Source organism: Pseudoalteromonas sp. 0303 (genome assembly GCF_013349995.1).
GTDB lineage: Bacteria > Pseudomonadota > Gammaproteobacteria > Enterobacterales > Alteromonadaceae > Pseudoalteromonas.
Map to the genome: position 1 here is coordinate 1 of NZ_JABVXF010000003.1, position 24,950 is coordinate 24,950.

The window sequence follows — 24,950 nt, forward strand, 5'->3', positions numbered from 1 at the left end:
TAGTGACAATGTGGGCGTTATTAGATCAGAAAAGAGGCGGATGTTAAAGCCTTTTTACAAAGTGCGATCCCGCCGTGAATGGGTAATAGAGTTTTCAAAAGCATTTAAATACCACATTATGGCTCAAAAATTTGGTTACGAACTGATTAAAGAATTGAAAATTTCGGTGTGTCCATATTGTAATCAAGAAGACATTACCTCTATTTTTGAGAATGATGCTAGGTACCGTCCAGCATTCGATCATTTCTATCCGAAATCAAAGTTTCCATTTCTAGCAACTACACTTTCAAACTTAATTCCAGCTGGTGAACGTTGTAATGAGAGGTACAAAGCTTCAGTATCTACTTTGGGCTATGCAAACCCTTATGAAAAATCAATAGATTATCAAAACCCTTTCTTCAAATTTAATATAGCTAACCCTAATTTTTATGATAAAAACCTTGAATTAAAAGATGTTGAAGTTGAATTAATCATAAGAGATGAGTCTATTAAGAAAAATTCTAAACTGTTTAAATTAGAAACAATTTATAACGAAGACAAATTTAAAAATGAATTTTTAAAAGTAAAAAAGAAGTATAACTTTATCAAAGAGTGTGGGGATAAGTTTCTAGACTTAGTGCACTTGAATGAGAATGATCATGAAGAAATAGACTTGCACTTTGGTATTAATATTAAAGCTTCACCCCGAAATGAAAATTTACAAGTACTCAAGGTAGATTCTCTCAACATGATTGCCAAAAGTAAAATCAAACTAAATGAATGATGGTATAGGCTATATAGTTCAGTACTAGGGTGTAGATTTTCACTTCCTCAACAACTGACTAATCGGCATCTTGTCAGTAAACTTGGTTGCTATAAACGGATCTTCATCCTGGGCGCTTTCAGGTTTATAAAGTGAATAGCGCTCAACTTCGCTTGCCGTAATTTCTGCAATGGGCAAGGTAAATAGGTTTGGTACATCAGGAAACAGTACTTCATATGCTTTAACCAAATGTATGGTCATGAGAGTTTTCGCGTTATCCAACAATGCATAAAGTACGGCATCATCTAAAAAATATTTGAGTGTTCTAAAGCAGCCTTTTGAAAGTGAAAACAAAGCAAACACTGTTGTTTGCTCACTTAAATTTGGCTTTTCGGTAAATGGCATTCGGTTGGCTAAGCCAATTATTAACTGCACAAAATGCTTTGGGTTTTCTGATAATTTAAAATAAGGCAGCTGCCGCCGTACTAATAAACGAGATGACCATTGAGGCTCGTCTGCTATTTTTTCTGCCCACGGCATACCTACCAATACAATTGATACACCTGCTTCATCGTTAATGTATTTTAAACGATTAGCTATCTCGCGGCGTTTTTTACCTTGGTTGTGTTCAATTAGCTCCTGAAACTCATCAATAATTATAAGCTCTGTGCCACAAGTTTTTAGGCATTTTATTAATGATGTCGTTAACCGAGTACCATTTACTCGCAGTTTCCGCTCTGTGCTACCCGTTTGCCCTAAGTCCTTAAGAAGCTCGGCTAAAGTCGATTCTAGTGTCGGGTTACTAGGTATGCGGCTTACTAATACAGGGTGGTTCATCACACCATTAATAAATTGCGGTAAATAGCGTTCTTTATATTGTTTTATTAGTCCTGTTTTACCAGTGCCTGTATCGCCACTTAAAAGCATGCAGGGCTTTTCACCTGCTAACCCTTTACCAAGTCTTAACCTGTCAAAGTCGTTAAATATCGTTGTTATTACTGGGTATTCAATAAATACATTGCGAAATTCATTTAGTCTTTCTTTTTGTTTATCGGTCAGCATAATCAAAACCCACCTAAATCTGAGGTAAAGTCATCCCAGCTTTGATCTGGCTGCTCTCTAGGAGTAACCTTTTTGGTCTTCACAGATTTACTTTGCACGATTGATTTTTGTGAGTCACTATTTATATTTTGATGCTTAGCTAATGCTTTACCACCTTTTACTTTTGGTTTTTTGGGAGCATTTTTTAGCTCTTCAAACTCACTTTTAATTTTATTATGAATAAACATACGAGCTCTTGCTAAACCTACATTATCGATAGAGCCCGAAATAAAATCTCGATGAATACGTTTGTTTATTTTGTGCTGATTCAAGCTTAAATTTTGGGTATAACCGTTTGGATCTATACATGGAACTTTGATGTAATGGTCTAACTTATCTAGGTAAACGTATATATAGGAAATATCATCAGGGTTTAATTTAACTAAAACTTCTTGAGATGCCTTGTGGCTAAACTGCTTCCTATAATTTGCAAGTTCAGAACTGTCGTAGCTTAAGTTTTCTAGCCGTATCCCACCTTTTCGAAGCATCCTATGATTTGAAACACTTAGCACAATATCTAATTGTTGAAAATCAGCATCACTCAGTAATGCTGGAGGTAATATATTAAACCCTTGCTCCCACAGTTGACTCGGAATGTACTTAAAGCGGCTGTCGGCATCTTGATGGTAAACGTCTACTACCCATTTATGAAATAACTGCATAAATGTAGTAAAACGCATAATTGCATCTTTTTTGGGATTGTATTCATGCTTTTGTAAAATGTTAGAAAAGGTTTTACCAGGAACTGGATCTAATAACTCTGTGTTAATTGTGCCGAACATGCGTTCTACAAACGGTTTTAACCAAGGCTTTGCGACAGGGTTATATTGAGTGTTAATACCTATTTCTTCACAAGCAAGCTCAAGGTTGTTACTCCAAAATTCAGCGCCATTATCAACAACAAGCGTTTCAATTTTACCATTACAGTTCCATTCATTTATCGTATCTGGGTATAGTTTCGCTACTTCACTTTTAGGCTTCATCGCATTTAGCATAGCTCGTCTTACTGCATCATAACTAGGCTCACTAAAACTAAAGTAGTAGCCAACAATACAATGGCTATACACATCAACTAACATGGTGAGTGTTGGCCGACCAAGCGGGATATGTAGCTCATCATCTAATAAAATAAGATCAAGTGGTGTATGGTCAATCTCAACTTTTTCGAGTACTCGGGTAGGCCGTTTATGCCCTTCTACTTTATTAAAAGCAATATCAGCTAAGTGCTTGCCATAGCGAGCCACCATTACTTCATATTGCGGTAAATTATCTATTCTGTTTTTAAATGCTTTATATGTTAGAGGTTTTAAATCACTACCTGTAAAATTATCATTTTCAATAGTCACTAAGTCTTTATAAAACTTATAAGCCGATGATACTGACGGCTTTTCTTTTACCAAATAACGCTCAAGTGCTTTTTCAAAAAACTTATTGGTGGATGTATTGCACTCTCTATTACCTTTTTTATGGTGCCTTGGTACTAGGGCCATGATATTTTTATCCGCACTTGTATAAGCCCTATACCACCGTGCAGCTGTTCTCCAATTAGGCTTTTTCTCCCCCTCAACTTCGGGCATTAATTTTAATAAAGGCTCAAGATTTTTTTGTGTCCAACCTCCTAGAATATTAGCTTCAATCCATTGAATATACTTAAATTTAGCAAACGTGGTTTTTCTTATTTTATCAGGAAAGGCTTCTAAATCTTTGGCATAATTTGTACGTAGCTTAGTCTCTACTTTTGGTAATGGCTGATTAAACTCATCATTAAACATTGTTAGACCAAATTGCTGTTTCTATTGATATTTCATTTGTAGTTAAGTCGGCAAATAACTGCCCTAATGATAATAAGCGTAGCACCGTAGCGAGCATCTCACCTGCAGGTACTTTTAAAAAGCTAACTAACTGGCCCACTTTAATAGACCCGTATTGCTTAACTAGTTCTAACACTGATTCTTGCTGCTCTGTTAAGGACTGAAAGCCAGAGTAGCGATGTAAAAGCTTTAAGTTATTGAGTGTTGGGTATACACGGATTTGTTTATCAGTAACCAGTATTAAGTCGCGTCCATCTTGCTTAGCTATGGTTTGCTTTTCAATAAAACGTGCACGAAAGTCTTCGTCAGCAATTTTGCTTTGCGGTTTTACTTCTATAAATTTTTGCGTGCCGTCTGTATGGGTAAGTAAAAAGTCAGGTGTGTAACGGCAAATACGGTTATTGAACTCATATTCGTAACCTAGTGGTTGTGCCTCAAATGCGGCTATTGATGGTGAAAATTCAAAATGGAAACAGGCATCAAACTCTAAAGAGGATTCAACTAAACAGGTAGATTTATTTTTTTGACTAGCAAATTTATGGAGGTTTTTTACACGGGAGTGTTTGAGTTTTCTTCTGTACATGTGAGTCAACCATCTAACCATTTGGTTAAATACTAGACTATGCCATCATATACTTCCAATTTATGTCATCTTTTAGTACAAATATGTCAATTTATACTTCAAACGACAACCCAAATAGAATTTTGGGTGGCAGTCTTACCAGCCGCATCTCGGCACACACGTCACACGCTGTGGCTGCTCCCTTCCGGGCCTGACCAGGTTCACCTGCTAGTGTTGCGAGAGGACCAATAAGACTGCCATTGAGGGCCTTGTTTGGCGCGGAAGGGATTATCTCTACTTTTAGCCTGTTATTCAAGGGATATTCGAAAAAGAAAGTGCGATTGCATACTTGGTATACAATCGCACTGTCATTAAGGGGGTTATCGCTTACTTTTCAAGTTCAGCTTTAATGTTGCGTAATGCAGCTTTCACTTTTTTCATATTTTCTGGGCCCATACGCAGTAATTGTTTTTGCGCATCAGGTAGGTTTTCCCACTCAGAGTAAGCATATTGATACGTAACTGAGTTGCGAACGAGTGGCATATCACCTTTTGGCTCTGGCGTATCAAGCAGTACGTCAATTGCCTCTTCTAGCGTGCCAGTGAATGCATCACCTTCGTAGCCAATTTCTGCATAAGCTTCGTTGATAAGTGGTTTGTATTCATCGTACATACGAATAACTTGAGCAGCGCTAAGGCTGGTAAATAGTTTTACGTATGGCGTGTAGCGCTCATAGCTATTTGGGTCGATTGTTAAAATGTCACCCTCAATAACTTTAAACGACTCTTTGGGGCGTTCAACTGGCGCGTGGCTTAATGCCACTTTACCTTTGGCGATGTTATCAACATACACAACACCACGGCGAATAAGATCATCGGTCATCATTAAGCTCATCACTTGGTCACTTAGTAACTCATCCATACGAGCAACAACCACTTCATCGCTTTCATTTAACGTTGGTAGTGGCTCAACTTCTGGAACTGGCTCTGGAGTGCGCTCTGGTGCAGTATCGACTACAACTGGTTCTGGCTCAGGCTCTGTCACTTCAGGTTCTGGTTCAGGCTCTTGATACTCAACAACTGGCGCTTCTTCTGCAACAATGTCTTCAACAACTTGCACTGGTTTATCTTCAGGCTTCAATAAAATAAACGCTGCCACACCAGCAACAAGGATAAGCACAACCACCGCAAAAATCAGGTTGTTATTTGATGAACCCTTTTGTACTTCAGGCTCTGACGAATGCTCTGACATAGAAACTCCCTTAAAAATAAAACAGATAAAAATACGAAAAAACCATTTAGCCTTGAGCTAATCTTTGCTTCTTCTAGCTTAAAGACTTACAGTTGATAAATAAAGTAAAGACGCACAACTATTTAAATGCAACCATGAGCAGTAAGTTAAAAAAAACACAACACTCTAAAATCGCTTTATTACTAACAGGTGGTGGCGCGCGAGCGGCTTATCAAGTTGGTGTGCTTAAGGCGATAACGCAAAGCATGCCTCGTACTGCACCGCTGCCCTTTACTATTATTAATGGGACATCAGCTGGCGCAATTAATTCCGCAGCGTTAGCATGTTATGCATCCTGTGCGCATTTAGCATGCAAAAAACTTGAATGGGTGTGGAAGAATTTTTCGACTTCTCAGGTCTATAAAAGCGACTTTTTAAGCGTGTTTTTGCATATTACTCGCAACATGCTTACGAGTTTTCAATCTGAACATATTAATCACCCACCAGCGAGTTTGCTGAACAATAAACCGCTGAGAAAACTGTTGCACGAAATACTCGATTTATCGCGTATCGAACGAAATTTACATAAAAACTACCTAGATGCAGTGTCGATTACCGCTTCGAGCTACACCACGGGTGACTCTGTCGCATTTTTTCAGTCACTTACACAAAAGCCGTGGCGCAGAGCAAAGCGTGAAGGGCAGGCAACCCGCATTAATGTTGAGCACTTAATGGCATCGAGCGCTATTCCCATGGTGTTCCCGAGCGTGAATGTTTATAACCACTATTTTGGCGATGGCTCTATTCACCAACTTTCGCCACTGAGTCCGTCGGTTCACTTAGGTGCTGAAAAAATCTTTATTATTGGTGTTGATGAACCAAAAGAATTGCACCCACCGGGTTACCAGCCTCATTACCCGGGCCTTTCTAATATTGCAGGTCACTTACTCGATAGCGTCTTTACCGACACGCTACAGTCTGATTTAGAGCGCTTACAGCGTATTAACCGTACTTTGAGCCTTTTGCCTGCCCGCGACAAACACCAAGAGTTAAAACAAATCGAAACTTGCGTGATCAATCCATCGCAAAACTTTAATGCAATCGCAGCTCAGTTTTATGATGACATGCCTATGGCAATCAAAGTGTTACTACGCATGATAGGCGTGAAGAAACGTTCGCAATCGAGTTTAACGAGCTACTTACTGTTTGAAAAACGTTATACCCAAAAGCTCATTGAAATTGGCTACCAAGATGGCCTTAAAAAGCTACCTGAAATTCGTAAATTCTTAGAGCTGGAGTAGCTAAAAGCTACTCCATACCATCGAGTAAAAACCTTTCTACCCGCTCTACTCGGCGAGGCTTGCCTTGTAACACTAAAATATCGCCTGCCAATAAAATAGTTTGTGATGAAGGTGCGTCAATTTCGCGGTCTTGTCGGCGCAGCGCTCTAACCGACACACGGCGCTGCTCAAGTTTAAGCTCACTAATTTTCTGATTAACCGCATAAGCGTGTTCTGGCAGAGCTATAACATGTAAATACTCAAGCCTATCTGAACTTGCCTCTTCGCCATCGAGTTTATCGCCAGTGAAAAAGCCATTTAAAAACTTATAACGATTACGCCGCTCTTTACTTACTCGGCGTATGATCCGTGTCATCGGCACGCCAGACATATAAAGCACATGCGAAACTAACATTAGGCTTGCTTCGAGTGTTTCAGGCACTACCTCAGTAACACCAAGCTCTTTAAGCGTTTCCATTTCGGTATCATCTCGCACCCGTACCAGTATTTTCACGTCAGGAGCTATTTGCTTGATGGCATCAACAACAATTTGCGTTTGCTCAAAATCAGTAAAAGTAATAATGACTAGCCTTGCCCGCTCTACACCCGCTGATTTTAAAATATCTTTTTGATTTACATGGCCAAATATCACTGGCTCACCAGCCGCTTTTGCTTCTTGCAATAAGATGGGGTTGCTCTCAACCGCTACGTATTCAATTGCTTCGGGTTTTAAAAAGCGTGCTACGGTTTGCCCAACACGAGAAAAGCCACAGATCACAATATGATTTTGATATAAAGGGCTACTTGTCGCAGGCTGCTGCCAATACTGCCCTGCATGGCTTAAAAGGCCAAGTTTTTTAAGAATAAGCGGTGTTTTTTCAATAAGATAAGGCGTTAGTGCCATTGAAAGTACGCCAACTGCAATTAAAAACGAAGCTTGCTCTGAGCTTATTAGCAAATGCTGCGAAGCAAGTGCAATTAATACAAAGCCAAATTCTCCCATTTGCCAAAGCATAATACCCGCCGATACCGCATCTTGCTTACGCTCCCCCATCACTTGCGCAGAAATTGCGAGCACCGCAATTTTGAATAGCAATAAGCCAATTAATACTGCGATGATCCAGTACCAACTATTAAGTACATAGAGCACATCTAACTGCATACCGACGGTAACAAAAAAGAGCCCCATCAATATATCGCGAAACGGCCGAATATCGGCTTCTAGTTGGTGGCGATAATGACTTTCTCCTAACATCATGCCGGCTAAAAAGGCGCCTAACGCCATCGATAAACCAAATAGGTAAGTCAGGCCTGCGGCAAACAAGGCAACCAATAAAGTCGTTAGCATAAATAGTTCATCGGTTCTTACCAGCGCTATTTCACTAAATACTTTAGGCAAAATCCATTTACCTATACCAAACAATAAAATACACACTAAAGCGCCTTTGGTGAGTGCAAAAGCCAATGCTCCAGCAATTTCTTCAGAGCCACTTTGTGCTAGTAAAGGGTAAACAATGAGTAGAGGGACAACAGCAATATCTTGAAATAGCAACACCCCTATTGCCAACTGGCCGCGGCGCTGGTTTAAATCTCCAGACTCTTTAAGTAACTTAACCACCACCGCCGTTGAAGACAGCGCCATTAAACTGGCGATGGTAAAACTATTTAAAAGGCTGTGCTCTAACAGCAGTAAAATCAGCATAAATACAATGCTAGTCACCACGACCTGTAAGGAGCCAAGGCCAAATACAATATTGCGCATTGCCATTAAACGCGGCAATGAAAACTCAAGCCCTAAACTAAACAGTAAAAATACAATGCCGAGTTCGGCAACAAAGTGCATTTCGTGGCTTTGCGCCATCCAGCCAATACCATGACTCCCCGCCAACACGCCTGTGGCAAGATAAGCAAGAATAGGTGGTAAACCAATTCGTTTGAAGAACCAAACAAATAATACGGCAGCGACGAGCAAGCCAAACACTTGAATCAGCACATTTTGCAAGCAATAAACTCCCTTCTACTTGATGATAAAGCTGTACCCTACCTTAAATATAGCAACCATATGTTTTTCAGCCAGTTTAAAAATGTGGCACAAATCTCGCTAAGTATGAGTATCTAAACACTCCGGGGGGAGAATTATCATGGAAAATGTCCATATTTTGACGCAGCGGGTGTCTGCGCGAGGCGAGTTTCTGCCGTTTTCGGCAGAGCATTACCGAATAAATGAAACAAATAGTCCACACGATTTGGTCGCAAGGTTACAAACTACGTTATCAATCGAAGAGATTTTGACAATTTTTGCCGAACACGCAAAACAACTGATCAATTTATCTGGATTACAGTTCCAATCTGCACTCGGAGTGTCACAAAGTGCTGGCAGCGATACCAGTCAAACACCGTACTCTTTTGATTTAGATATCGAAAGTGAACGCTTAGGGCAGTTAATTTATTTTAGCCAGTTCCCTATGGGTAAAGCGATTGAAGTGAAATTAAAACAGCTACATACAGCTTTAGTTTATCCACTGCGTAATGCGCTTATGTACACCCGTGTTTTACGTTTAGCGACTAAAGATGCTTTAACCGGCTTAAATAATCGTAGTCAATTTAATGACAGCTTGGCACAAAAGCTAGAACGTTGCCGCCGTCAGCATCGTCCATTTAGTTTAATGCTGCTTGATTTAGATAACTTTAAACAAGTTAACGATAACTTTGGTCATAAAATTGGCGATGATGTACTGCAAGAATTTGCCAATGTATTACGCACTAGCGTGCGCGGTACCGACTCAATTTTCCGCTTTGGTGGAGATGAGTTTGCATTATTAATTGACGATCCTGAATTTACCACTAATAAAGTGATTGCTGATCGTATTATGAGTTTGGTTGCTAGCTCAGGGTTGATGGCTCAATATGATGTAACATCAAGCATTGGTTATACACTCGCCAATAACCAAGACTGCGAAAACGAAGTGTTTGCCCGTGCTGACAAGGGTCTTTATAAGGCAAAAGCTGCAGGAAGAAACTGCGCAAAAGCTTACTAATTGAGTAAAAGCCTAGCATCCCCCGCTAGGCTTTTTTGTTTATAAATTTATAACCAAGTAATACTAACCAAAAACCAGCGAAGAAGCCGCTTAATAAGTAAAGCAAGGCAGCCATGGTGGTAAGGGGCGATACCATCACTAGAGCCAGTGGCGTAAGTACGCCTAGAATAAAGAAAATACCGCCTTTGCCTGACCAGTAACCTAGCAGCAATAATGAGCAAACTAAGCCGCCAGCTAGTGCATAAAAAAGTGTATTTATTGTCAGCTCTGCATAAGCAAAACCAGCAATTACAGCCACTAGCACCGACAACGCAAAGCCAAGTGGTGCCTTATTAACTAGTGATAAACCAACATGTGGTTGTTCACTCATAGATTGTCTCCCAAAGAATTCCATCTTCAACACTGTGCTGCTCACTAATAAAGTAGCCAACTACTTGCACAAGTTGATCGTTATAAAAAATAAGTGGTGTCTGCGCACGTAACCAAGGAGCTACTTTGGCATCTTTAAACCAATGTTTTAAGGTGTTTGAGCCGGGTTTATGCAAAGGTTTTATACGCGCTTGTGGCTTATTAAATTCAACCCTTACTTGCTCATCGGGCTTTGGTTTTCTAATACCCTTGCCCGCTTTCACTATTAGTTTTCGGCCACCAATCAGTTCAACGCTTTGCAAAGCAATATCCATCGCCTCAGGTATTGCCTGCTCTTTCACAAAGTACCAATGCTGCTGATGTCGACGAACATCGCCGCTTTGCAAACAAATTTTTAACTGGGCATCGGCTTTTGCTGTTAAGCCTTGTTCAATAATTTGCTGTAGCTGATTCTCAGAAGGTAGTTGATGGGTAAACTGATTCAGCCACGCACGTATAAGGTTTGCTTGTCTGGGCTTACTAAACCCCGCAATTGCCTCGCAGCTTAAACCACCCTGCTTATTTTGACAGTGTGTAAGGTCGTTTTGAGTATATTCATCGAGCAGCGATTGCTGCTTTTGTAACAGCCGAATACTGCGCGCTGCACTTTTTTCAAACCCTTGAAAACGCTCAGTTAAAATGGGTAGAACCTGATGACGTAAAAAATTACGGTCAAAGCGTTCATCAATATTTGAGTCATCGGTGATATGGGTAATAGCAAATTCACTGGCAAATTGTTCAATTTGCTCACGAGTGATATTAATCAGCGGTCTAAAACATACACGCCCAGACGCTAACAATCGCGTTTGTGGCATTGATGCTAAGCCTTGCAAGCCAGAACCGCGTTTTAGCCGAAGTAAGAAGGTCTCAAGTTGATCATTTAAGTGCTGACCAAGCAGTATTACACTACCTGGTATACAGTTTTCGTCGAGTGCTTGGTACCGAGCCTCTCTTGCTTGTGCCTCAAGTGATGTACGCGAGCGCTCAAAAATTTCAACGTGTACCGCTTTAAATGCGACATCGAGCTCTTCACATAGCGATTGGCAAAACCCTTGCCACTCATCGGCATACTTGCTCAAACCATGATTTACATACACAGCTTCAAGTTTAAGTTCTGAGTGTTGCTGTTGAGCTTGCTTCATTAAATGTAACAATACAACCGAATCAACACCGCCAGATAAGGCAACGCTAAAGCTACTTTGCTGAGCGTTCAGCAAAGGCTGCAATTGTGCTAAAAAATGGTGGTATAAATCTGATGTTTGCATTAAAAACCAATGAGTATACAAGCGTCTGTGTTATCGGCATTATAAAACAAAAAAAGCCGCAAAAGCGGCTTTTTTCAATTTTAAGCTGTGTTTAGCAATAGCCAAACGACATTAAACGTTTGTAACGCTGATCAAGCATTTCATCTAGTGAAAGGCCTTGTAAGTCAGCTAGGTCACGCTTAAGTTGGTTTTTAAGGTTACGCGCCATCGCATCGTAATTACGATGTGCGCCACCAAGTGGCTCATCAATTACGTTGTTGATTAAATCAAGCTCTTTAACACGTGCAGCAGTTACACCCATGGCTTCTGCAGCTAATGGTGCCTTGTCTGCGCTTTTCCATAAGATTGATGCACAACCTTCTGGCGAAATTACAGAGTAAGTGCTGTATTGCAGCATGTTAACGCGGTCGCCCACACCAATTGCTAATGCACCACCAGAACCACCTTCACCGATAACAGTACAGATAGTTGGTACTTTTAACGCGGCCATAACTTTAAGGTTACGCGCAATTGCTTCACTTTGACCACGCTCTTCAGCGCCAACACCTGGGTATGCACCTGGGGTGTCGATAAATGTCATGATTGGCATTTTGAAACGCTCAGCCATTTCCATTAAGCGTAATGCTTTACGGTAACCTTCTGGCTTTGGCATACCAAAGTTGCGTTTAATTTTTTCAGCCGTGTCACGCCCTTTTTGTTGGCCAATAACCATCACTGGTTGACCTTCAAAACGTGCAACACCACCTAAAATAGCTGGGTCGTTAGCAAAAGTACGGTCGCCTGCTAGTTCGTCAAATTCCGTGAAAATGCGCTCGATGTAATCACGAGTATAAGGACGCAACGGATGACGGGCTAACTGAGAAACCTGCCAAGCACCTAATTCAGAGAAAATTTTCTCTTTCATTTCAGCACTTTTCTCTTTTAATCGACTGACTTCCTCTTCTAATCCAAGGTCTAATTCGCCAGCGCGGCTTACATTTTGTAATTCTTCAATTTTTGCTTCTAATTCTGCAATTGGAAGCTCAAAATCAAGATAATTGAGGCTCATGCTCTAAACTACCTAATTAATTAAATTCTAGTTCTACATCTTGCGCCGCCATCAGCGATAACTTGTGAATTAAGTCATCACTCGGCGTAACACACCATTCGGTTCCTAAGGTAATCTCAGCCAACGCATCCGGACGTTGATAGAATACTTTAATAGGACAAGTACCAAACTTATAAGGTTCCAGTACTTTTTGTAAATTATCGAAGAAGTTCGCCTCGATCTGCACCATATTCAAGGTCATTTTAATCGCTTTTATACGTTTTTCTCGCGCCTCAGCGATGGTGCATATGTCTCTAGCGGTCATTGTAATGCCACCAGAGAAGTTATCAAAGCTGACCTGTCCAGATATTACCAAGATATTGTTTACTTGCAGCAAATCTTGGTACATTTCAAACTGTTCTGGGAATAAGCGTACATCAATACGGGCACTCTTGTCATCTAAAGTTACAAGACCCCATCGATTTCCCTTTTTATTTATTAAGGTACGGGCAGAAATCACTAAGCCTGCAGCCGTTGACTGCACATCGCGGTTAGTGGGTTGTAAATCGACCAGCCTTCCTGATGTATAATGCTTTAACTCTTTACGATACTGATTAATTGGGTGGCCAGTTAAATACAGGCCTAAAGTTTCTTTCTCACCATCTAGCCACTCATTGTCGGTTAAATCTGTGGCTTTGATAAATGCTTGTTCAACTTCATCTGGCTCTGTGGCAAGTAATCCAAATAAATCTGCCTGCCCTAATGACTCAGCCTTATGATGCTGATCAGCTGCTCGCATGGCATCTTTTAAACTTGCTAATAAGGTTGCACGGCCAGGCTGTGTTTTATCTGGACCAAGTTGATCGAGCGCTCCGGCATAAATAAGCTTTTCAACAACTCGCTTGTTTAAACGCTTTAAGTCAACACGGGCACAAAAATCAAATAAGTCTTTAAACGGGCCACCTTCGCTACGGGCTTCTAGAATAGCTTCAACAGGCGCCTCACCAACCCCTTTAATGGCACCGATACCGTAAACAATTTCACCTTGTAGATTAACCGTAAACTTGTACTCACCGGCATTTACATCCGGCGGTAACAAGGTCAGTTTCATGTTTTCACATTCATCTACCAAGGTAACAATTTTATCGGTGTTATCCATATCCGCCGACATTACCGCAGCCATAAACTCTGCTGGGTAGTGGGTTTTCATCCACAACGTTTGGTACGATACTAAGGCATAAGCAGCTGAGTGAGATTTGTTAAAACCATAACCTGCGAACTTCTCTACCAAGTCGAAGATTTTCATTGCAAGTTCGCCGTCAACTCCGTTATTAACAGCTCCCTCTTCGAAGGTTGAACGTTGCTTTGCCATCTCCTCTGGCTTTTTCTTACCCATCGCACGACGCAGCATGTCAGCGCCACCTAGCGTATAACCAGCCAGTACCTGCGCAATCTGCATTACCTGTTCTTGATAAAGAATGATACCGTAGGTCGGTTCTAGAATGGGTATCAAGCTATCGTGTTGCCACTGCACATCTGGGTAAGATAACTCTTCGCGGCCGTGCTTACGGTCGATAAAGTTATCTACCATGCCTGATTGCAATGGACCAGGGCGGAATAGTGCTACCAGTGCGATCATATCTTCGAAGCAGTCGGGCTTCAGACGACGAATAAGGTCTTTCATACCACGAGATTCGAGCTGGAATACCGCGGTGGTTTCGGCGCGTAGCAGTAACTCAATACTTGGCTTATCATCAAGTGGAATAGCGTTGATATCAACCGGCTCTTTACCCTCTCGGGCTAAGCGCTCGTTAGTCATATCAATTGCCCACTGCAAGATGGTAAGTGTTCTAAGACCTAGGAAGTCAAACTTAACTAAACCCGCCGTCTCAACGTCGTTTTTATCAAATTGCGTTACCGGGAATTTACCCTCATCATCACAATAAAGAGCAGCAAAGTCAGTGATGGTGGTTGGTGATATTACAACACCACCAGCATGCTTACCGGCGTTACGTGTACAGCCTTCGAGGATGCGACACATATCAATAAGCTCTTTGACCTCTTCATCACCGTCGTAGGCTTCTTGTAAACGCGGCTCAACATCAAACGCTTTAGCCAATGTCATGCCCGGATCGCCCGGTACTAGTTTAGAAATACGATCAACAAAGCCGTATGGGTGACCAAGTACACGGCCTACGTCACGGATAACCGCTTTTGCAGCCATGGTACCAAAGGTAATGATCTGAGATACCGCATCACGGCCATAAAGCGCCGCTACGTGATCAATTACCTCATCACGCCTATCCATACAGAAATCGACGTCGAAATCGGGCATTGAGATACGTTCTGGGTTCAAGAAACGTTCGAATAGTAAGTCAAATTCAAGTGGATCGAGGTCGGTGATCTTCAGTGCATAAGCAACCAATGAACCAGCACCAGAACCACGCCCTGGACCTACCGGAATATTGTTATCTTTACTCCACTGGATGAACTCCATTACAATCAAGAAGTAACCTGGGAAACCCATTTGGTTGATTACGTCGAGCTCTATTTTCAGACGCTCATCATACTCGCCACGTTTCTCTTTACGCTCTTGCTCATCTGGGAATAAAAACTGTAAACGCTCTTCAAGGCCATCTTCAGAGACTTTAACCAAGAAGTCTTCAATTTTCAGTGAACCGGTTGGGTAATCTGGTAAGAAGTAAGTTCCTAATTGTACGGTCACATTACAACGCTTAGCAATTTCAACGGTGTTTTCTAACGCTTCAGGAATATCGCTAAATAGCTCAGCCATTTGCTCTGCTGTTTTAAGATATTGCTGCTCAGAAAAACGTTTTGGTCTACGTTTATCTTCTAAGGTGTAACCGTCATGGATTGCCACGCGGATTTCATGGGCTTCAAAGTTTTCTGGTTTTAAAAACACCACTTCGTTAGTTGCCACTACAGGTAACTGCTCTTTTGTAGCAAGCTCAACAGCTAGGTGTAAATAGTCCTCTTCTAAAGCACGTTCCGTACGAATAAGCTCAATGTAATAATGATCGCTAAAATGTTGCTTATAAAAACTAACAACCGATTCAATAAGCCCGGGGTTACCTTTTAATAGGGCTTTACCTAAGTCGCCATCTTTAGCGCCAGATAATAAAATTAGGCCGTTTTTGTGCTCCACTAGCCACTCACGGTCAACCACTGGGCGGTGAAATAGATGTCCACGCTGGTACGCTTTAGAGATCAACAAAGTGAGGTTTTTATAACCTTCGTTATCTTTCGCTAAGATGGTAATTCGGCTAGGTTCATCTTCAAATTCAGGGCTTCTTAACCAAAAGTCTGCGCCGACAATAGGCTTAATACCAGCGCCATGGGCAGCGCCATAAAAACGCACCAAACCACATAAGTTCATCTGATCGGTGATAGCCAACGCAGGCATTTGCAGCTCTTCTGCTTTAGCGACAATTGGCTTAGTTTTAGCTAGGCCATCCACCATTGAGAAATCTGAGTGAACACGTAAGTGAACAAATTGTGGCGCAGGCATTACAGTTGCTCTCCTTTTAACGCCAAAATGCGCTGAACAGGTTTAAAACTTTTACGATGCTCTGCAATAGCACCGTATTGTTCAAGTGCTGCAAAGTGTGCCTTAGTCGGATAGCCTTTATGGCCTGCAAAGCCATAGTCAGGATAACGCTTATCAAGCTCAATCATTTCTTCGTCACGAGCAACTTTCGCTAGAATAGATGCCGCTGAAATCTCTTCAACTAGGCTATCGCCTTTTACTACCGCCTGTGCTGGCACAGTTAATTGGCTAGGCACACGGTTACCATCAATAAAGACAAACTCAGGCTTTACGCTTAAGCCTTCAACCGCGCGGCTCATCGCGAGCATAGTGGCATGCAAAATATTTAACTCGTCAATTTCAGTTGGGCTGCAACGGCCAATAGCATAGCACAGGGCTTTTTCTTTTATTTCTACCGCTAATAATTGACGTTTTTTGTCTGATAACTTTTTAGAATCTGCTAACCCTGCAATAGGCTTATTTGGGTCCAATATTACCGCAGCGGTAACAACATCACCCACTAATGGACCACGGCCAACTTCATCTACACCAGCAATATAATTAACATTCGGTCGTTCAATTTGCATTTAGTAACTCCGCGACTGCTGCTGCAGCTTGTTCATTGGCATTTAATCTAATGTCTTTATGTATGGCTAAAAAGCGCGCTTTTAGTTCGCTGTTATCGGTATTAAGCATAGGTGTTAGCGCTGCTGATAGGTTTTCAACATTACACTCAGTTTGTAAGTATTCAGGAACGAGTTCTTCATCGGCTAATAAATTAGGCAACGAGAAATACTTAATGTTAAAGGTGAATAAGGTTTTGAAAATCCAGTAACTCAGTGGCTTAATTTTGTAGCCCACAACCATCGGCTTTTTGTACAGCATACCTTCAAGCGTTGCGGTTCCTGAGGCAAGTAAAATGGCATCAGCGGCTTGCATTGCAAGATTTGACTGACCATCTAATAATTGCAGTTTTAGATCAGGAGCTGTTTTTTCTAAAATTTCACAAAACTGAGCTTTTCGTTTTTCATTGACTAAAGGCACCACAATTTTGAGTTCAGGGTTTTGCGCCTGTAATTTCGCTGCTGTTTGAATGTAGGTTTCGCTTAAAAGCCCTACTTCAGAACCTCGGCTACCTGGTAACAACGCAAGTACTTTATCAGTTTGTGCTAAACCTAGTTGGTTACGAGCCTCGGTTTGGTCATGCTCAAGGGCAATATCATCAGCCAGAGTATGACCCACAAAGGTACAAGGTACATCGTGCTTATCGTAAAAGGCTTTTTCGAACGGTAAAAGTGCCAGCACTAAATTAGTGGCGGCACTGATTTTATGAATACGTTTTTCGCGCCACGCCCACACTGATGGGCTAACATATTGTACTGTTTTAATACCCGCCTCTTTTAGCGGCTTTTCGACACGTAAGTTAAAGTCAGGGGCATCAATACCAATAAATACATCTGGTGGGTTGTCGATAAAATGCTGCACCAATTGTTTGCGTATTTTTAGTAGGCGCGGTAATCGGCCAAGTACTTCAACTAGGCCCATTACAGATAATTCGTCCATATCGAATAATGTTTTACAACCAGCCGCTTGCATACGCGGGCCTGCAATCCCCTCAAATATGGCATCCGGAAAACGGCGCTTAAGTGCTTTTACTAGCCCTTCACCTAAAATATCACCTGATAACTCACCTGCCACCAAGGCAATACGTAACGGCTTTGTTTGTTCTTTCATTCGTTGATAATTCGCAACTTTTGGCACTAATAAAAACGAGTTTACCGTGTTTTAGCAGTCGGATAAATGTCACAGAGTTAATAAATACTAGAAATCGAAATTAGCCTGCCTACTTGCTCATTGGTTGAGCATTTATTTGCGTGTGTAGCCTGCAGGTTTATGGCCACTATCTAAAAAGAGCTTAAAAAGAATAAAATAAGCCATAGCAAAACGGCTTTTTATAACGATTAAATATTTGAAACTTTAGAGCTTTATCTCTAATCTGTAGAAAAGATGAGCAGGATTAATTCATCTTTATTTCGTATTTTCCTATTGACTAAAATGAATACAGGTTTAATATTCACGAAGTTTCAATAATTACTGAAACTTCATAATCAATATTTTTCGTGTCTACCGCACCCGCTAACAAGGAGCTAAACAATGATAGATGAAACATTTGTGGATCTATCGCGATTGCAATTTGCAATCACTGCCCTATTTCACTTCCTATTTGTTCCCCTTACCTTAGGTATGACGTGGATTTTAGTGATCATGGAATCCGTTTACGTGATGACAGGTCGCGAAATTTATCGCGATATGACTAAGTTCTGGGGTAAGTTGTTTGGTATTAACTTTGCGATTGGTGTGGCGACAGGTCTAACCATGGAGTTTGAGTTTGGTACCAACTGGTCTTATTACTCTCACTATGTGGGCGATATATTTGGCGCACCGCTAGCGATTGAAGGCTTAATGGCTTTCTTCTTAGAATCAACCTTTGTCGGTATGTTCTTTTTAGGCTGGGAGCGTTTGAGTAAACGTCAGCATCTAGGTGCTACCTTCTTAATGGCACTAGGTACTAACTTATCTGCGTTATGGATTTTAGTAGCAAATGGTTGGATGCAAAATCCAGTAGGTGCTGAATTTAACTACCAAACCATGCGCATGGAAATGACTAGCTTTGCTGAATTGGTATTTAACCCAGTCGCACAAGTTAAGTTTATTCATACCGTATCAGCAGGTTATGTTGCAGCATCTATGTTTGTACTTGGTATTAGTAGCTGGTACATCTTAAAAGGTCGCGACCTTGCTTTTGCTAAGCGTTCGTTCTCGGTTGCTTCAGGGTTTGGTTTAGCGTCTATTCTTTGTGTTATTTTACTTGGTGATGAATCTGGCTACGAAGTTGGCGAGGTGCAAAAAGTCAAACTCGCAACCATAGAAGCTGAGTGGCATACCGAAGAAGCCCCAGCCGCATTTACTTTGGTTGGTATTCCTGACTCAGAAGAGCAAGTCACCCATGCCGCTGTAAAAATCCCTTATGCACTTGGCATCATTGCTACTCGCTCTATTGACGAGCAAGTAACAGGTATTAAAGACCTTGAAGAGCAGCACGAAGTACGTATTCGCAATGGCATGATTGCATACGAATACTTAGAAAAGCTTCGCGGTGGTGAAGACACCCCAGAAAACATTGCAAAGTTCGATACCTTAAAAGACGACCTTGGCTATGGCTTGCTACTTAAGCGCTACACCCCTAACGTGGTAGATGCAACTGAAGAGCACATTCAAAAAGCAGTGAAAGACTCAATTCCCCAAGTCGGCCCTATGTTCTGGTCATTTAGAATCATGGTTGGCTGTGGCGTGATCATGCTTGGTGTTTTCGTCCTCGCATTTTATTACAACGCACACCGCATTATTGAGCAAAAGCGCTGGTTATTATGGGCTGCGGTATGGAGTATTCCTCTGCCTTGGATTGCCATTGAGTTTGGTTGGATTGTTGCGGAGTACGGCCGCCAACCGTGGGCAATTTCGGAAATTTTACCGACCTTCTTGGCAACCTCGTCACTCACGGTGAATGACTTATTGATTAGTATTACTGGTTTCTTAGTTTTCTATACAGGTCTTGCTGCTGTAGAAGGCTGGCTGATGCTGCGCTTTATTAAACAAGGCCCAAGCTCACTTCATACCGGTAAATATCACCATGAACTTGCTAAAGCGGATTCACTTGCAAGCCAAGGAGCTCAGTCATGATTTTTGATTACGAAACACTAAAACTAATCTGGTGGCTGTTAATTGGTGTCTTACTGATTGGCTTTGCAGTGACCGATGGTATGGATATGGGTGTGGCAATTTTGCTTCGCCTAGTTGGTAAAACAGATGTTGAGCGCCGTACAGTTATTAACACCATTGGCGCTCACTGGGATGGTAACCAAGTTTGGTTCATCACCGCTGGGGGGGCACTGTTTGCTGCTTGGCCTATGGTATACGCGGCCGCTTTCTCTGGCTTTTACTTTGCTATGATGCTGGTGTTATTTGCGTTATTTTTCAGACCGCTTGGTTTTGATTATCGCTCAAAAATAGATTCACCGCGCTGGCGAAACAACTGGGATTGGGGCCTATTTGCTGGCAGCTTTATTCCCGCTTTAGTATTTGGTGTAGCATTTGGTAACTTATTACTGGGCGTGCCTTATCATATCGACGACCTACTGCGTGTCAGTTATCAAGGTTCATTCTTTGCGTTATTAAACCCATTTGCCATTGTAGTTGGCTTAGTGAGTGTACTGATGCTGGTTGGTCACGCAGGTATGTGGTTACAACTTCGTACTGATGCAGAGGTTGCTAAACGCTCAGCACAATATGGTCAATATGCACTGATGGCGTTTATTGTATTGTTTGCCTTAGCAGGTGTGTGGGTATCGCAAATTGACGGTTATAAAATCGTTAGCATGGGCGATACCCAAGGCTTTGCAAACCCACTGGCTAAAACAGTCACGCAGGCACCGGGTGCATGGCTTGATAACTATACAAAAATGCCATTAACCATGCTGTTCCCTGCCCTTGCATTCGTGATGGCGGCACTGGCGATTGTGTTATCTAAATTACAAAAACCAGCAATGGCATTGGCTGCGTCAAGCTTAATGCTTGCAGGCGTGATCTTAACTGCGGGTATGTCAATGTTCCCGTTTGTGATGCCTTCGAGCAACAACCCAAATATTAGTTTAACTATGTGGGATGCGGTTTCGAGCCATATGACACTTAACGTGATGTTTATCGCTGCGGTTATTTTTGTACCACTTATTCTTATCTACACAACATGGTGTTATGTGAAGATGTGGCGCAAAGTAACGATTAGTGAAATTGAAAACAACACTCACGGTAGCTATTAAGGAGATTTAAATATGTGGTATTTTGCCTGGATTTTAGGTGTTCTATTAGCCTGTACACTTGGGGTGATCAACGTAATGTGGTACGAATTTCACCAACATAAAGATTCGATTGCTGATGATGAGCTAGAGCTGTACGCGAGACTCAAAAACACCGATGACGACTAAACCCCGACCAAATCGCGCGCAGCAGCAAACGCTGCGCGCTTTTTTAAAGCAGTATAGCCAGTCCGCTTCAGGGCTTCTTAAATTAAGCATTAGTCTGGGCACACTCAACGCCCTATTAATGATTGCCTCTTGTTATCTTCTTGCAAGCGCGGCTCATCAAGTCATGTTTGAACAAGCAAACTTGCAAGCCGTAAGCCCAATATTATGGCCGCTGGCAGGGCTAATTTTAGTTCGTTCTTTGTTGGTTGCGCTAAGTGAACGGGTGAGTAACCTCGCCGCGTTAAAGATAAAAAACGTGATGCGTAATACACTGCTAGAAAAGCTCAGCAAACTTGGGCCAGCCTACAGTGAACAAAAAGGTCACGGCGCAACACTTAACACCTTACATAATGGGGTGGAAGCACTGTATCAATATTACGCCAACTACATTCCGAGTGTGGCTTACAGCGCGCTTATTCCATTAGCGATATTGGTGGTGATTTTTCCAACCGATTACAAAGCAGGCCTCATCTTCCTTTTAACAGCGCCACTTATCCCCTTTTTCATGATATTAGTGGGCCATAAAGCTGAGCAATTAAACCAAGAACGCTGGCAACAACTGGCGGTACTTGGTAATTACTTTTTTGACCGTTTACAAGGCCTGACTCAACTCAAGCTCTTTAATGCAACCAAGCGTGAGCTAGATAGCATCAGTCAGATTTCTGATGATTACCGTGGGGCAACCATGGGAGTGTTAAAAGTCGCCTTTTTATCGTCTTTCGCCCTTGAGTTTTTAGCCACCATAAGTGTTGCCCTTGTTGCTGTGATCATTGGCTTTAGATTATTTTTTGGTACGCTCGATTTTGCCACTGGATTTGTGGTGTTACTACTGGCTCCTGAGTTTTACTTACCACTTCGACAAATGGGCACTCATTATCACGCAAAACTCGAAGGGATCAGCGCCGCTGCTGATATGGTCGACATAATCAATCAAAGCGACGCTGATGAACATGTAGGCTCATCTAAACTTGAGTTACCGATAAAAGATATACAACTGAAAGCACTTACCTTTCACTACCCTGAAACAAACGAAGGGGTAACTGATATCAACTTAAGCTTGCCAAGCACAGGCTTAATTGCCTTTGTGGGTGAAAGTGGTTCGGGTAAAAGTACCTTGTTTGATTGCCTGTTAGGTTTTCATCATCAGGCTAATAGTGCCATTAGCATTAACGGGCAACCACTGAGTGATACGGTATTAGCTGATTGGCAAGCACAGCTGGCATGGATCCCACAACAAGCCACATTATTTTATCGAACCGTTGCAGATAACCTACGATTAGCAAAACCAGATGCAAGCCAAACAGAGCTCGATGAAGCAGCAAGTAAAGCTGGAGCACTTGAGTTTATTACTGCCTTACCTGATGGCTTTGATACCTTGCTAGGTGAACAAGGCGAAGGCCTCTCTGGTGGGCAAAAGCAGCGCATAGCCCTTGCTCGTGCATTTTTGAAGAATGCCCCTGTGCTAATGCTAGATGAGCCTACCGCTCACTTAGACAGCCAAACAGAGCATTTAATCAATCAAGCTATCCGAGAGTATGCAAAAGACCATTTAGTGCTGGTTATTGCTCACCGACTGAATACGGTTAAACACGCCGACGATATTTACGTTATGCAGCAAGGTCACATTGTTGAATCTGGTCAGTACCAGCAACTGACTGAGCAAGCTGGCCTTTTTGCTAAACTGGTAAGCCAAGGTGACGCCCATGCATAACTTTATACGTCTATTAAAACTGTGCAAACCTCATACTGGCATGTTGCTTTTAGGGGCTTTTTTAGCAAGCTTAACGGTACTCGCTAATGTGGGCTTGCTCGCTATATCTGGGTGGTTTTTAGCAGCCATGGCAGCGGCGGGCATTGCGGGTGTGCAGATGAATTACTTTACCCCTGCGGGGGTGATCCGCTTTTTAGCTATCGTGCGCACAGCGTCTCGTTACGGTGAGCGGATGATAACCCATAATGCTACCTTTTTATTACTGAGCGAAATTCGCGTAAACATGTTCAAGACTCTGAGCCAACTAAACAACGTTGACTTGGCAATGAGTCGTAGTAGCGATTTATTTAACCGGCTACAGAATGATGTAGATGCGCTGGATAAATTCTACCTCAATGTGCTGCTGCCGATTATTGTCGCCTTGATCAGCATTCCTATCGTAATGGCCTTCATGGCCATGTATAACGCTGAGGTTGCATTAGTTTGCTTTACTTCACTGATGATTATTGGCGTGCTGCTTCCCACATTGTTAAGCCATAAGCTACACCAACAAGCGGATACCGAAACCCAACTTTCAGCCGAGTTAAGAGCTGAACTTGCCGATACACTATCAGGTGCCAGAGAGCTTGCTGTCTATCAAGCACAGGCGGCGCAATTAGCGCATTGTGACTCACTCAGTAAACAATACAACAACCAGCTCTATAATCGCCACAAAGCCGAGGCAAACAGTAATGGTTTAAGCACTTTGGTGATCCAACTCACCATGCTGGCCAGTGTATTTATGATAATTCCACTGGTTGCAATGGGGACTATGAAAAACGTTGAACTGGCGATGCTCGCGTTATTTGTATTAGCAAGCTTTGAAACCGTGCTCACCCTGCCTACGGCATTTATTGAATTGCCGCTTACTTTAAGTGCCGCAAAGCGACTGTTTGATCTTGAAGATAAACACAGCAGCTTAGCCGAAAAGCCAAACAACTTAGATGATCAGCTAGCAAACCAATTAGCTGACAAACCAGGGCTTGGTCTTGAGCTAAGCGAGGTCAATTACCAATACTTGGGGGCAAAAAGTAAAGCCCTTAGCAATATCAATTTTGCGATTACACCCGGCAGTAAAGTTGCCCTAGTCGGTGCCAGTGGCAGTGGCAAAACCACTCTAGTTAACTTACTCACGGGCCTTTGGCCGCTGCAATCAGGCTCATTAAAGCTCACCACCAAGCAATATAACTTTGAACTTGAAAGCTTGAGCACTGCAACACGCTTTAAGCAGCTAACGATAGTTGCCCAGCAGCATCATATTTTTGATGGTACGCTACGTGAAAATCTTCGCTATGCAGCTTTTGATGCGACAGATGAAATGCTTATTGAGGCCTGTGAACAAGCTGAACTTGGCTCTTGGCTTAAGAACTTAAAAGCAGGCCTTAATACCCGCTTAGGAACAGCAGGCAGAAAGCTTTCTCATGGTCAGTCACGTCGTATTGCCATTGCCCAAGCTCTATTAAGGCAAGGTAATTTAATCATTCTTGATGAACCAACAGAGAGCCTAGATAATCACACTAAGCAAAACTTGCTGACTACACTTGAGAAAATATGGGCAGATAAAACCATGTTGACCATTACTCACGACCCAGCAATGCTAAGTCGTGTTGATAAGGTTATTTGGTTAGAGCAAGGACATGTAAGATCCCTTGCAAGTCATGCTGAATTAATGGCTAATGAAGCCGACTACGTAGAGCTTATAACCCGTTTTTAATCGATCTGCTCAACGGTGACGTCAATCACACCTTGCTTGACTGAGGCAATTTGTGAAAACGCCTTTTTTGATAAGTCGATAATACGACCGCGGATAAATGGGCCGCGGTCATTAATGGTAACAATCACGCTTTTATTATTACTAAGATTAGTAACTTTTACTCTGCTGCCAAAACCAAGCGTTTGATGAGCCGCGCTCAATGCCTGTTGATTAAACACTTCACCACTTGCTGTCGTTCGGCCATGATATTTATCAGCGTAATAACTGGCTTTGCCTTTTTCTATTGCTCCTTTTGATACTGAAGGCGCACTACTACAACCACTTATAATTAAGCTTAACAATGCAAAGATGATGAGTTTGTTCATATTAGTAGATCCTTTTTTGCCGTGAAGAT

20 protein-coding genes and 1 other RNA gene are annotated in these 24,950 nt (G+C 42.0%); 8 read left to right on the top strand and 13 right to left on the bottom strand.

Features of this window, described 5'->3' with window-relative positions; genetic code table 11:
- Positions 1-763, top strand: a 763-nt coding sequence (locus tag HUS62_RS03180) for an HNH endonuclease (RefSeq protein ID WP_404936065.1), incomplete at its 5' end; no start/stop codon positions are given.
- A gap of 39 nt (positions 764-802) precedes the next feature.
- Here the strand turns inward: HUS62_RS03180 and HUS62_RS03185 are convergent.
- The 5 genes from HUS62_RS03185 to HUS62_RS03205 form a co-directional block, all read right to left on the bottom strand.
- Positions 803-1,804 carry a TniB family NTP-binding protein gene (locus HUS62_RS03185; protein ID WP_175078515.1) on the bottom strand — a complete coding sequence of 334 codons (1,002 nt, stop codon included), beginning with the start codon at positions 1,802-1,804 and terminating at the stop codon, positions 803-805.
- A gap of 2 nt (positions 1,805-1,806) precedes the next feature.
- On the bottom strand, positions 1,807-3,615 hold the full coding sequence (locus HUS62_RS03190) for a Mu transposase C-terminal domain-containing protein (protein WP_175078516.1): 1,809 nt from the start codon (positions 3,613-3,615) through the stop codon (positions 1,807-1,809).
- Complete coding sequence (locus HUS62_RS03195; RefSeq protein WP_175078517.1) at positions 3,608-4,237, bottom strand: TnsA endonuclease N-terminal domain-containing protein; 630 nt, start codon at positions 4,235-4,237, stop codon at positions 3,608-3,610. Before HUS62_RS03195 ends, HUS62_RS03190 begins: the two co-directional genes overlap by 8 nt.
- Positions 4,238-4,370: 133 nt before the next feature.
- An RNA gene (ffs, locus tag HUS62_RS03200) (signal recognition particle sRNA small type) lies at positions 4,371-4,467 on the bottom strand.
- A gap of 136 nt (positions 4,468-4,603) precedes the next feature.
- Positions 4,604-5,467: a DUF3014 domain-containing protein gene (locus HUS62_RS03205; RefSeq protein ID WP_175078518.1), complete on the bottom strand. Its 864-nt coding sequence runs from the start codon at positions 5,465-5,467 to the stop codon at positions 4,604-4,606.
- Between the two features lie 134 nt (positions 5,468-5,601).
- Here HUS62_RS03205 and HUS62_RS03210 point away from each other — a divergent pair, with 134 nt between their 5' ends.
- Complete coding sequence (locus tag HUS62_RS03210; RefSeq protein WP_138599329.1) at positions 5,602-6,747, top strand: patatin-like phospholipase family protein; 1,146 nt, start codon at positions 5,602-5,604, stop codon at positions 6,745-6,747.
- 7 nt (positions 6,748-6,754) lie between these two features.
- Here the strand turns inward: HUS62_RS03210 and HUS62_RS03215 are convergent, their stop codons facing one another.
- Complete coding sequence (locus HUS62_RS03215) at positions 6,755-8,728, bottom strand: monovalent cation:proton antiporter family protein (RefSeq protein ID WP_175078519.1); 1,974 nt, start codon at positions 8,726-8,728, stop codon at positions 6,755-6,757.
- 139 nt (positions 8,729-8,867) lie between these two features.
- Between HUS62_RS03215 and HUS62_RS03220 the strand changes: the two genes are divergently transcribed.
- Complete coding sequence (locus tag HUS62_RS03220) at positions 8,868-9,764, top strand: GGDEF domain-containing protein (RefSeq protein ID WP_175078520.1); 897 nt, start codon at positions 8,868-8,870, stop codon at positions 9,762-9,764.
- 25 nt (positions 9,765-9,789) lie between these two features.
- Here HUS62_RS03220 and HUS62_RS03225 read toward each other — a convergent pair whose 3' ends face one another.
- The 6 genes from HUS62_RS03225 to lpxB form a co-directional block, all read right to left on the bottom strand.
- Positions 9,790-10,134 (bottom strand): hypothetical protein, encoded by a 345-nt coding sequence (locus HUS62_RS03225; protein WP_062566895.1) that lies wholly within the window; start codon positions 10,132-10,134, stop codon positions 9,790-9,792.
- Positions 10,127-11,437: a tRNA lysidine(34) synthetase TilS gene (gene tilS / locus HUS62_RS03230; RefSeq protein ID WP_175078521.1), complete on the bottom strand. Its 1,311-nt coding sequence runs from the start codon at positions 11,435-11,437 to the stop codon at positions 10,127-10,129. Before tilS ends, HUS62_RS03225 begins: the two co-directional genes overlap by 8 nt.
- 91 nt (positions 11,438-11,528) lie before the next feature.
- On the bottom strand, positions 11,529-12,485 hold the full coding sequence (gene accA / locus HUS62_RS03235) for an acetyl-CoA carboxylase carboxyl transferase subunit alpha (protein ID WP_054553102.1): 957 nt from the start codon (positions 12,483-12,485) through the stop codon (positions 11,529-11,531).
- Positions 12,486-12,501: 16 nt separating this feature from the next.
- Entirely contained in the window at positions 12,502-15,993 is a 3,492-nt protein-coding gene (dnaE, locus tag HUS62_RS03240; RefSeq protein ID WP_130166723.1) for a DNA polymerase III subunit alpha, read from the bottom strand.
- Positions 15,993-16,598: a ribonuclease HII gene (gene rnhB, locus HUS62_RS03245; protein WP_175078522.1), complete on the bottom strand. Its 606-nt coding sequence runs from the start codon at positions 16,596-16,598 to the stop codon at positions 15,993-15,995. Before rnhB ends, dnaE begins: the two co-directional genes overlap by 1 nt.
- Positions 16,588-17,745: a lipid-A-disaccharide synthase gene (gene lpxB / locus HUS62_RS03250; RefSeq protein WP_175078523.1), complete on the bottom strand. Its 1,158-nt coding sequence runs from the start codon at positions 17,743-17,745 to the stop codon at positions 16,588-16,590. The genes rnhB and lpxB overlap by 11 nt, the downstream gene beginning before the upstream one ends.
- Positions 17,746-18,165: 420 nt before the next feature.
- Between lpxB and HUS62_RS03255 the strand changes: the two genes are divergently transcribed.
- Genes HUS62_RS03255 through cydC form a run of 5 tightly spaced genes read left to right on the top strand, consistent with a single transcriptional unit; the run spans position 18,166 to position 24,556 of the window.
- Positions 18,166-19,752: a cytochrome ubiquinol oxidase subunit I gene (locus tag HUS62_RS03255; RefSeq protein WP_054562035.1), complete on the top strand. Its 1,587-nt coding sequence runs from the start codon at positions 18,166-18,168 to the stop codon at positions 19,750-19,752.
- A complete protein-coding gene (gene cydB, locus HUS62_RS03260; protein WP_055021939.1) occupies positions 19,749-20,888 on the top strand; it encodes a cytochrome d ubiquinol oxidase subunit II in 1,140 nt (379 codons plus the stop codon). The genes HUS62_RS03255 and cydB overlap by 4 nt, the downstream gene beginning before the upstream one ends.
- Before the next feature lie 12 nt (positions 20,889-20,900).
- The gene (cydX, locus tag HUS62_RS03265; RefSeq protein ID WP_175078524.1) at positions 20,901-21,053 is read left to right on the top strand and encodes a cytochrome bd-I oxidase subunit CydX; all 153 of its coding nucleotides are present in this window, start codon (positions 20,901-20,903) and stop codon (positions 21,051-21,053) included.
- Positions 21,043-22,803, top strand: a complete 1,761-nt coding sequence (gene cydD, locus HUS62_RS03270; protein WP_175078525.1) for a thiol reductant ABC exporter subunit CydD — start codon at positions 21,043-21,045, stop codon at positions 22,801-22,803. Before cydX ends, cydD begins: the two co-directional genes overlap by 11 nt.
- Positions 22,796-24,556 carry a thiol reductant ABC exporter subunit CydC gene (gene cydC, locus HUS62_RS03275; RefSeq protein WP_175078526.1) on the top strand — a complete coding sequence of 587 codons (1,761 nt, stop codon included), beginning with the start codon at positions 22,796-22,798 and terminating at the stop codon, positions 24,554-24,556. The genes cydD and cydC overlap by 8 nt, the downstream gene beginning before the upstream one ends.
- On the opposite strand, the gene HUS62_RS03280 is transcribed toward cydC, so the two are convergent.
- A complete protein-coding gene (locus tag HUS62_RS03280) occupies positions 24,553-24,921 on the bottom strand; it encodes a septal ring lytic transglycosylase RlpA family protein (RefSeq protein ID WP_175078527.1) in 369 nt (122 codons plus the stop codon). The genes cydC and HUS62_RS03280 overlap by 4 nt on opposite strands.
- Positions 24,922-24,950: the final 29 nt, after the last annotated feature.